Origin of the sequence: Niastella sp. (genome assembly GCF_045805085.1) — a bacterium.
Lineage (GTDB): Bacteria > Bacteroidota > Bacteroidia > Chitinophagales > Chitinophagaceae > Niastella.
Window position 1 is genome coordinate 1 of the sequence record NZ_JBJMLX010000191.1, and the last position, 10,573, is coordinate 10,573.

A 10,573-nucleotide genomic window follows, 5' to 3' on the forward strand; every position below is an offset into this window, starting at 1 on the left:
CTTCAAACCGGCTTTCCAAACCCCGTTCGTTATCACCAGGTTTTTGAAGAACGCATAGGGTTTATTCCTAATTTGTCTATTTTAGACCTGTTGTTTTGTGAAGGGAAAAATGCCCAAAGGATCTTAACGGCTGGGGGCTGAAGCTGTTCTTTTTATTCAATTATTCCCAATTATGGAAATGGGAATATCCCAATTATCAGCCATTTTGATTTATAGTGCTTTAGCGGGATTAACTCTTATGAAACACTTTTTCACAATTTGTTTCATTCTTTTAGAATTTTGTTGCAGCAACTCCAGATGTTTCGATGTCTAGCAATTATCACGTAGTCACTCGATTGGAGATATGAAGGGAAGGAATAATAAAAAGAGGTGAGTGGTTGTACTTCAAACTTAAATTATCCAGACAAGCAGAATGGACAACCGGGTGATTTTTTACCGTGATGGAATGAATGGATCTACTATATTAACTTCCCAAAAATGACTGAAGGGAAGCCCGAATAAAAATCCTGGAGGCCAAACCGCCTCAATCTTTTTTGGTAATGTCTGCGTAACCAATACCAACTGCGAACAACAAATCCCGCCAAAAGCGGGATTTTGTTTTATCTCCAGGCCAGCCCAAATTCATCTCTCCAAGGCGCTGTAATCCCTTTTAAGCCACTGTTTCCGTTCTGCCAGATAGTCACTAGACTTCAGGAACCAGTTCCCTGATTATGAAATTAGAAGCTCGCGTTATGTGATAAAAAAATGCCATGATCTGGCGTTATCTTTTTTGAAAGTATGGATAAGTATTCGCTGTTCCGAATGGAATAGTAATTTTCCGTTCGTAGCTTTAGCCCGTGATTTTGTTGTCTTTAATCCGATCCGATTGGAAACTGGTAGGTAATTATCCAGCCAGTTACCTTCCGACCAATGTTACTCAATGCACATGATTCTTTCCCGTATATCCTGCCTTGTACAGGCCGGTTTATAAGATCGGCCTTGCAGGATGTCCTCTTTCAACTTCCTGGATTTTGCAAAATTCAACTCAAATAATTTGCAGTATTTGCAAATATGTATTGATGTCGGTAGTAGGTAAAAATGTAATATGATGTTGCCTTGAGTGAGTAGGAAGGATGCGTTTGGGGCAAAAAAAATCCCGACCAGAGATCGGGATGATATCTTAGATGTGAACGATTCGCTTTCTTTTTACCGGGTGTTTTTTGAGGAGGTTTTTGTCTTCTTCCATTTGTTTTAAATCCTCGCATTGTTGTAACCGGTCCATTAGAATTTTCTGCTGGGCCAGTTTCAATCTTTCAGCCCGAACGGTTTGTGCCTGTTGAAAATTGCCCACCCGTACCGCATAAGTCTGTTGCATTTTTTCAATTTCCTGGTTAGCTTCATCGAGAGCGCTTTGGGATTCGGCATTCAACTTCTTCCAGTCAACCTGCAGCATGGCTTTTTGAATTTCCAGTTGGATCTGGTCGATGTTCACTTTCATGCCCTGGGCCTTTAAAGAGCCTTCCAGTTTTTTCCAGTCAACCTGCTGTAACGCCTCCATTGATTTTTCCAGTGCGGCCTTTGCTTTAACATCAGCATCGGTCATCACATATTTTTTGGGCAGGGAAGTATCTTCTATAGCCTGAAAATAAAAACTGGTTCCGGGCACATAAGGGAACACCTGCTGTGCGGGGGGCATGGGTGGCAGTGGGGGAACCGGAGTTCCTTCGGCCAGGGTATAGTCAGCCGCTTCCACTTCGTTTATAAAACCAGCCATTTGTTCGGGGATGGCGTCCAGTTTGCTGAGGGCGGCCAGTTTGGCGTCGGTGGTCAGCTCAATGATCTGTTGCAGTTTTTTATAAGGATCCTTCTGCCGGGGGCAGCCGGTTTCTTTTTTGGGTTGTTCAACCAGGTCCTCATTATCAACTGAGGCAACCGCTTCTTTCACCAGGTCATCGGCCGGCGGAGTGGCAAAAGTTTGAACGGCTTCCATCACCGGTACTGGCTCGCGAACGGCCACCAGTTTTTTTACGATCAGGTTGCCCGGGTTGTACCAGCCAATAAAAGCGATCAGCAGGGCCGACAACAGGTAGGCGATCATTTTTTGGTTGAACGGGGTGCTTTCGGGTTCAGTACCTAAAATGCGTTTTACCCGGTTCAGCAAAAAGTGTTTATCCTTTCCGGTGGCTGCCAGGGCCAGCTCGTTTGTATGGATGCGACTTTGCTCCAGTTTCAGCAGGGCGGTGGCATAGCTATGGGGTTCGTAGCAAAATTGCAATACCATGTCGTCGCAACAGTTTTCCCGTTCTTTGCGAATGATGCCGGTTAACTGGCGGGCAAACGGGTTGAAGAACAGGATCACATCCACACAGGAGATCAGCAGGTTCACCAGGTAATCGTTGCGGCGAATATGGTTCAGCTCGTGGAGGATGATGGCCTCGGCCTGTTTCAAAGTGAGGTGGTTGACCGCGGCTACCGGTAATAAAATTACAGGTTTGATTATGCCCAGGGTCACCGGCGTATCAACCAGCGACGACAACCAGATCTGTACTTTCTTTTTAATGCTCATGTGTTGTACCGCCTGTTGCAGAAACAGGCGCCATTCGGCATCCGCTTTTTGCAAACCGGTGGTAAACAATCGCTGGGTATGTCGGTATTGAAGATAAAATCGAACAAAGAGGAACGCCGCCGTCACCAGGTATGCCAAAGACAGGAAGGGCAAAGCCGGTTCAAACCAATGTGATATGATGCCCGGCAAGGTGTTGTTGTAAAGGGCCGGGTCGGTTTCCGTTACATATAAAGTAATCACCTGTGGACCGCTGGCGGCTTTGTACAAATTAATGACCAGGGTGGCAAGAAACCACAGCGAGCCGCCGGCTAATGATAACAGAGCAATTGCATGTCTTTGACGGGATAGCAACTTTTTTCCATTCATGGTCAGCCCCACATACACCAGCCACAACAACGCCATTTGCCATAAGCTGTTCAGTAATGCCCATCCCAACGCCTTAAGGAAAGCCGATTGGTACAACAGGTTCATGAGTTACTTATTGTTTTTTCAAATTGTCTAAGATTTTTTGGATCTCCTCCAGTTCTTCTGCCGACGCTTTGTGATTACCCAGGGCCTGCATCACCAGTTCACCGGATGACCCGCCAAACAGGCTATCGATCATCTTATTTAAAAGATGTTTTTGGGTTTTTTCTTTACTTACTGCTGCCTGGTAAATGTGGGTCTTTATGGAATCGTCCCGTTTTACCAGCCCTTTTTCATGCATGATCTGCATTAGCTTGAGGGTAGTGGTGTAGCCGGCTTCCTTGGTTTGCAGCAATTCTTCGTGCACATCGCGTACGCTGGCATTCACTTTTTTCCATAAGATCTGCAGGATCTCTAACTCACTCTCAGTGGGTTTTATAGTTTTTGTAGTAGCCATATTTTGAACAACGTTTGGCTTAAAAATACGACAAATTTCGTAAGGTTTTGTTAATGGAAGGTAAATTAAACGAAGATGTTCGTATTGCTAAAGTCCATAAATGGGGATATAGAGTGGTGAACGGATTTGGATATAGTGGTGGGGAGGGTTGACCAGTTGACAAGTTAACCAGTTGACGAGTTAACAAGTTAATATTGAGGCTTCCTTGGGTCAAAAGGGGCGGGTTGATAGGGTTGACGGAGTTGACGAAGTTAACAAGTTAACCAGTTGACCAGTTAACGCGGAGGATTGAGGCCTCCAGGTCAAAAGGGGCGGGTTGATAGGGTTGATATAGCTTGATCTTCAATACAGAGCGACTTTTTTTCTATATAAAAACACTATGTTTTTGTATAATTTGGTACCGTTTCTATATAGAAATGGGGTGAAAATATATAGTGGCGCATCGTTTCTATATAGAAATGGTATTATAATATATAGTAGCCCATGGTTTCTATATAGAAATGGGGTGAAATTATATGGTAGCGTATCATTTTTGTACAAAAACAAGGTGAAAATATACGGTGGAGTATAGTTTCTATATAGAAATGAACCAATAATATATAGTGGAGCATGCTTTCTAAATAGAAATGGTATTATAATATATATAGTAGCCCCTGGTTTCTATATAGAAATGAAGTGAAATTATATGGTACTTTCTTCAACCCTCATCCTTTATCAACCCTGTCAACTCCGTCAACTCTATCAACCTCCAACTTTAATCATCCAAACCTATTTCTTCCTTGTTAACTGGTCAACTGGTTAACTTGTCAACTTGTTAACTTGTCAACTCGTCAACCCCATCAACCTCCCCCTGCATCTCCCTAACCGTCCTACTACTCCCATCATGACTCCAGCCCGGCGGGCGGTAAAGGTAATTGAACCAGTTACGAAGGGAGCAGGATCGCGAGGCGCTCCTGAACATGTCGCCCCATTCTTTAAACGCAATGCGTACCGGGTTATAGGTTTCAATATTTTTTGTGAGGCCATAGGTGGGGCGTTCTTCTTCGGGTTGAAAAGTGCCGAACAGCCGGTCCCAGATAATTAAAATACCACCATGATTTTTATCGAGGTACTTGAGGTTACTGCCATGGTGCACGCGGTGGTGTGAAGGTGTATTGAAAATAAATTCGATGGGGCGGGGCAGCAGGTGAACCGCTTCGGTATGGATCCAGAACTGGTAGATCAAACTGATCTGTTGCATCAGCATCACCACTATGGGATGAAACCCCAGCAAGGGCATCCACATCCAGAAAACAAAACCGCCGGTCAGGTTGCCCGTCCAGGTTTGGCGCAGGGCGGTTGACAGGTTGTACCGTTGAGAGGAATGATGCACTACATGCGATGCCCAGAACCAACGGATATTATGGGAAGTATAATGGAACCAGTAATACGACAGGTCATCGGCGAAAAAGGCGAGCACCCACATCCACCAGGTAAAAGGGAGGGTGTATAGCCGGAATTTATATACGAGGGTGAAAGCACCGAATACTACTAATTTTGATAAAAAGCCTGATATTACATTGCCGATTCCCATCGACAGACTGCTGAATGTATCCCGGACCTCATAGAGATCCTTATGTTCCTTCCAGGAATACCATGCTTCGAGCAGTAACAATACCACAAAACCGGGTATTGCAAAGTATAGGATCTCAGGCGCCATATGCAAGCTGTTTAATGGACCGATTTAACACAAAAGTAGATTTTTTTCTACATCGCTTTTGGCTAAGCGGTCTATATTACAATATGTACGATGGTATAATTGATGTATTTAAATAGGAGGAGCTTATAAATCGTTAATTGTCATGGCCGTGCCCGGGCCAACCAATATGAATATGCACACCCTGCCCCACTACATATTATGTTCTGTTGTCTTCACCGTACTATACATGTCCGTTCATGGCCAGGATAGTACGAAGAAGAAAACGACCCTGCACTCACTGACGCATGACCTGTACCATAGCTTTATGAAGGTGGAAGAGAAAAGGCAGGATTCGTCTTTTTTTCAAAAGAGTGAAGCAAGCTTTAAGCGGTATGAGGGCAAGGCGATCCGGCGCATATATATTGTGAATTTATCATTTAGTTTAAATGTACAGGACACGGCTTCAAATTTCATGAATACATTAACCCGGGCCGCGGACCGGTTGCAATCGAATACAAAAGACTGGATCATCAGGGAAATGTTGTTTGTAAAAAAAGGACAACCGGTAGACCCTTACCGGCTGGCGGATAATGAACGTTTTTTACGCGACCAGAATTTTATAAAGGATGCCCGCATTTTGGTTCGCCCTGTTGAAGAGTACCCCGATTCCGTTGACCTGTATGTTCGTTTGCGCGATGTGTTTAGCTGGGGCGCTGAAGTAAACACTTCAGGGGTTAATAATGTGAAGGCTTCCATTTATGACGCCAATTTCCTGGGCATGGCGCAGCGGTTACAGTATACCCTTCAATATGCCAAGAATCGCAACCCGATAGTAGGGTCGGAGATCAGGTACCGGAAAACCAGCATCCTTGGTTCTTTTATTAATTTAGAAGCCGGGTACTCTATGATTAACCAGGGCGGATTGGCAACCGAAAATGAAACGGCGTATTTCCTCACCCTCGACCGGCCCCTGTATACCCCTAATGCCCGTTATGCGGGTGGTTTGCAGGTGAGCCATAACCAAAGCACCAATGTATTTGGAAAACCGACTCCGCTGTTCAGCGATTATAAATACCAGTTAGGTGATGTGTGGCTGGGTTATAATATTGGGGTGAACAAACAAAAGAGAAACGGGACTGATGACCGCCGCCGCCGTTTTGTATCTATGCGCTATTTCAATCAGCACTTCAGTCAGCTACCCAAGCTGGATACCTTTGATCCCCATTATACCAATAAACGATATGTGCTGGGACAATTCACCTGGTATAAGATCGACTTTTATAAAACCAATTATATTTACGGGTTCGGGCGAACAGAGGATCTTCCTGTAGGTATGACACGCAAGGCTACCATTGGCGCGGTACAGGTTGACAGCCTGCGGCGGATGTATGCAGGGTGGGAGTTTGATCACTGGCTGGTAGATAAGCATGAAAATTACTGGAACTATACGCTGGCGCTGGGAACTAATTTTTATAAAAGGGAATGGCAGGATAACAGCACCCTGCTGAATATTTCGTGGTATAGCCGGTTAATGGATTTTACCAAATTCAAGATCAGGCAATATGCCAATATCAGTTATGCCGGCATCTATAATCAACATGTATACGAATCACTGCATATCAATAATGAGTACGGGTTGGATGAATTCAGCACCGATAGCATAAGGGCCAGACAGCGCCTTTCGCTTGGTACAGAAACTACTTTATATACAAGGTGGAGTATCCTGGGTTTCAAGATCGGCTTTCTGGCCTTTGCCAGGGGAACCCTTATGGAGCCCCCGCAGCTGGGGATCTGGCGGGGCGGTCTCTTTCCTTCATTGGGTGGTGGGGTAAGAACCCGTAACGAAAACCTGATCTTCGGCACCATTGAAGCCCGTTTCACCTGGTTCCCTCATACATTATACGGAGTAAATAATTTCAACATTACCGTGCGTAGTAACCTGCGTGTAAAATTTACGGGTTCGTTTGTACAAGCTCCCTGGTTTGCATTAGTAAAGTAAGGGTTAGTATGTAGGTAAAAGTTATCAGGAAGAGCAATAATGGTGCTGACAGGCAGAAGTAAGCTATTTTATAAGGGTATTCTTGTACCAATTGCAGGGAAAGGGTATATAAAAAAAAGGGTCCCCGATGTAGAAACATGGGGACGTTGGTATTTGGTATGATATAGTGCCTTAAGTTGTTACTCCAAAGATAATATCGTTGTTTGAATATTTTATGATTTTTTTTTTAAATCTTAATTGAGCTTTTTTTCTACTGTATAAGTATTTGTCAGGTCACGGTTATGTTCAGGTATTACAGTTTTCTTTTCTGTGTGAACAGTCTGCGTATTACCGTTACTATGGATTTGAGCCAGGGTAGGCGCAATTACCAGCGAAACAATCGACATCAGTTTGATGAGGATGTTCATAGACGGGCCTGATGTATCTTTAAATGGATCACCTACTGTATCACCAGTTACAGATGCTTTATGGGGCTCACTCTTCTTATAGTATATCTGGCCATTGATCTCCACGCCTTTTTCAAAAGACTTCTTGGCATTATCCCAGGCGCCACCGGCGTTGTTCTGGAACATACCCATCAATACACCACTAACGGTAGCGCCAGCCAGAAAACCACCTAATGCCTCAGGTCCCATTAAGAAACCAATGATCAGCGGGGACATGATGGCAATGAGGCCAGGCATGATCATCTTTTTGATAGAAGCATTGGTTGAAATAGCAACGCATTTGTCGTATTCGGGTTTGCCTTTGCCTTCCATGATACCGGGAATGGTACGGAACTGGCGACGTACTTCTTCTACCATGGCCATCGCAGCTTCACCTACAGCCCGGATAGCCAGTGAAGAGAAGATGAAGGGGATCATACCACCCACAAACAGGGCGGCCAGTACATCGGCTTTATAAATATTGATCCCTGGAATTTTAGCTACCCCTACAAACGCAGCAAACAGGGCCAGTGCGGTCAGGGCAGCAGAAGCGATGGCAAAACCTTTACCGGTTGCAGCAGTAGTGTTACCTACGGCATCCAGTACATCGGTTTTTTCGCGCACCTCTTTCGGCAATTCGCTCATTTCAGCAATACCACCAGCGTTATCGGCAATAGGACCAAAGGCGTCGATGGCTAACTGCATGGCCGTAGTGGCCATCATACCGGCTGCGGCAATACCTACACCGTACAAACCTGCACATTGGTATGAACCCCAGATGCCGCCTGCCAGTACCAATATAGGCAACAGCGTACTTTCCATGCCTACTGCCAAACCACCAATCACGTTGGTAGCGTGGCCGGTAGCTGATTGACGTATAATGCTCATCACCGGACGTTTACCCATAGCTGTATAATACTCGGTGATGATACTCATTAATGTTCCAACCACCAATCCCACTACGATAGCGCCGAGAATGCCTTCGCGGGTGAATGTTTTGGCGCCTACTATCAGGGAGCCGTTGAGGGTATCGCGCACCAGGTGAAAATCACCTTCGGGCAAGATCCAGAACACCAGGCCGATACAGGCAATGGCAGTAAGGATGATGGAACCCCAGTTACCCATGTTCAGCGCTTTTTGTACCGTGCTGGTGTTAACACCGGCCGATTCGCTGATGCGTACAAAGAAGGTACCTATGATAGAGAATAAAATACCTACGCCGGCGATCATCATGGGCAGCAATATCAGTGACATCCCACCGAACTGGTCGGTAACAACCGCTTCGCGGCCCAGTACCATGGTTGCTAATACGGTGGCTACATAAGAGCCGAACAGGTCAGCGCCCATACCGGCTACATCACCTACGTTATCACCCACGTTATCGGCAATGGTAGCAGGGTTGCGCGGATCATCTTCAGGGATGCCGGCTTCCACTTTACCTACCAGGTCAGCGCCTACGTCGGCAGCTTTGGTATAAATACCACCACCCACACGGGCAAACAGGGCAATTGATTCGGCGCCTAATGAAAAGCCGGTGAGCACTTCAATAGTCCGCATCATCTCCGGAGAGTCTACCCCTGCATCGGGTGCAAATATCATTTTAAGAATGAGAAACAAACTGCTTAAGCCTAATACAGCCAGACCAGCCACACCCATACCCATTACAGACCCACCGGTAAATGACACGGCCAGGGCTTTGCTTAAACTGGTACGGGCTGCATGGGCGGTGCGCACATTGGCTTTGGTAGCCACCCGCATACCTATGTAACCGGCTGTTGCACTTAAGATGGCGCCGATAATGAATGCAATGGCAATCGACCAGTGGGAGCCTGGATTGGCGCTGGCCATAACACCCAATAATATGGCAACGATAACAACGAAATAGCCGAGGATTTTCCATTCGGCACGTAAAAAGGCCATTGCACCCTGTGCTATGTATGTGCTGATCTCTTTCATGCGGTCGGTGCCCGCGTCCTGCTTAGAAACCCATTTGAATTTAATGAAAGTATACAGCAAGCCCAGAATGCCCATAGCGGGCGCTAAGTAGAACAGTTTGTCCATAGTTTTGATTCTTAATCGCTAGAATTTTTGTAAGGTGAACAAATATAAGGGAAACCGGATTGAATTTAAAACGGTTCTGCGTTTGCACAGATTTGCGGAAGTCGCTTTTGGCGGGCATTTGGCCGCATTGGGGAAAAGCTGTTACAAAAAAAGTCCCGTCCCGATTCAATCGGGACGGGAAGCAAAACGTATATTTTACGTTTAAATACTAATCTTTCTTCTTAAACAGCCCTTTCATCAACCCCTTGGCCTTGTCTTCCAGCTGTTGTTTGTTGCTTTTAACCGCACTGTCTTTGGTACCAGTGCTGTCTTTTTGTCCCAGCAGTGTCTTGGTCAGGTAATCTTTACCTGCCTGCACGGCCTGGTTCTTTACAGATTGCAACGTGTCTTTTGCAGCGGCTTTTTTAGCTTCTACCAGTTCTTTTGCCTGGTCCTTCATGTCATCGGCCAGGGAGTTGCCTGCACCGGACAGATCGGTTTTCACGGTAGGGTTGGTAATACTACCACCCAGGTTCACCTTGAAGTTCACGATATCGCTCACCTTAACGGGAATGCCTTTGTTGTTAGCTTGTGATACCAGGTTATTCACGAGGGAATTGGCTTTGCTGCCCAGCTTTTCGCGCGGTACTTTCATGTTGATCACGTAATCGATCGATTGATCCAGTCCATGCTTACCGCCAATTTCCATATTCACGTCCTGCACTTTTACATTGAAAGGTTTCACAAACACTTTTCCATCGGCCACGTCAAAATAGCTTTTTACATCTTTCAATGAGATCTCTTTCAGGCTGGAGATATCGAGTGCGCTGGCCAGTTTATCCAACGGCGCAAATTTATTAAGCACACCCTGTAACAACAGCATGGAGCCGCTGCCGGTCAATGTGCTCAGATCGGGCATCATGGTTTCACCCAGCTTGCCATTGAGCGTTAACTTCGATGTAAGTTTACCAGCTATGAACTGACCAATGGGCATCAGCTTCTGCACGGTATTGTAGGCCATGAA

Annotated in this window: 7 protein-coding genes; 2 read left to right on the forward strand and 5 right to left on the reverse strand. The window is 45.6% G+C overall.

Annotated features, from left to right (window positions below; translation table 11 throughout):
- Positions 1–141: WbqC family protein (locus tag ACJ751_RS09830; protein WP_407745319.1), on the forward strand; the 141-nt coding region annotated here is incomplete at its 5' end.
- Between the two features lie 1,018 nt (positions 142–1,159).
- On the opposite strand, the gene ACJ751_RS09835 is transcribed toward ACJ751_RS09830, so the two are convergent.
- The 3 genes from ACJ751_RS09835 to ACJ751_RS09845 all read right to left on the reverse strand — a co-directional run bounded on the left by ACJ751_RS09835 (position 1,160) and on the right by ACJ751_RS09845 (position 5,106).
- The gene (locus ACJ751_RS09835; RefSeq protein WP_407745313.1) at positions 1,160–3,016 is read right to left on the reverse strand and encodes a M56 family metallopeptidase; all 1,857 of its coding nucleotides are present in this window, start codon (positions 3,014–3,016) and stop codon (positions 1,160–1,162) included.
- A 7-nt stretch (positions 3,017–3,023) separates the two neighbouring features.
- Positions 3,024–3,407, reverse strand: coding sequence for a BlaI/MecI/CopY family transcriptional regulator (locus ACJ751_RS09840; protein ID WP_407745314.1), 384 nt, complete (start codon positions 3,405–3,407; stop codon positions 3,024–3,026).
- An 814-nt stretch (positions 3,408–4,221) separates the two neighbouring features.
- Positions 4,222–5,106, reverse strand: a complete 885-nt coding sequence (locus ACJ751_RS09845; RefSeq protein WP_407745315.1) for a sterol desaturase family protein — start codon at positions 5,104–5,106, stop codon at positions 4,222–4,224.
- Positions 5,107–5,278: 172 nt separating this feature from the next.
- On the opposite strand from ACJ751_RS09845, the gene ACJ751_RS09850 reads away from it, so the two are divergent.
- Positions 5,279–7,084 (forward strand): hypothetical protein, encoded by a 1,806-nt coding sequence (locus tag ACJ751_RS09850; protein WP_407745316.1) that lies wholly within the window; start codon positions 5,279–5,281, stop codon positions 7,082–7,084.
- A gap of 233 nt (positions 7,085–7,317) precedes the next feature.
- On the opposite strand, the gene ACJ751_RS09855 is transcribed toward ACJ751_RS09850, so the two are convergent.
- Together ACJ751_RS09855 and ACJ751_RS09860 are read right to left on the reverse strand one after the other, a co-directional pair.
- Entirely contained in the window at positions 7,318–9,570 is a 2,253-nt protein-coding gene (locus tag ACJ751_RS09855; RefSeq protein WP_407745317.1) for a sodium-translocating pyrophosphatase, read from the reverse strand.
- Positions 9,571–9,778: 208 nt separating this feature from the next.
- On the reverse strand, positions 9,779–10,573 hold a 795-nt coding region (locus tag ACJ751_RS09860; RefSeq protein ID WP_407745318.1), incomplete at its 5' end, for an AsmA-like C-terminal region-containing protein.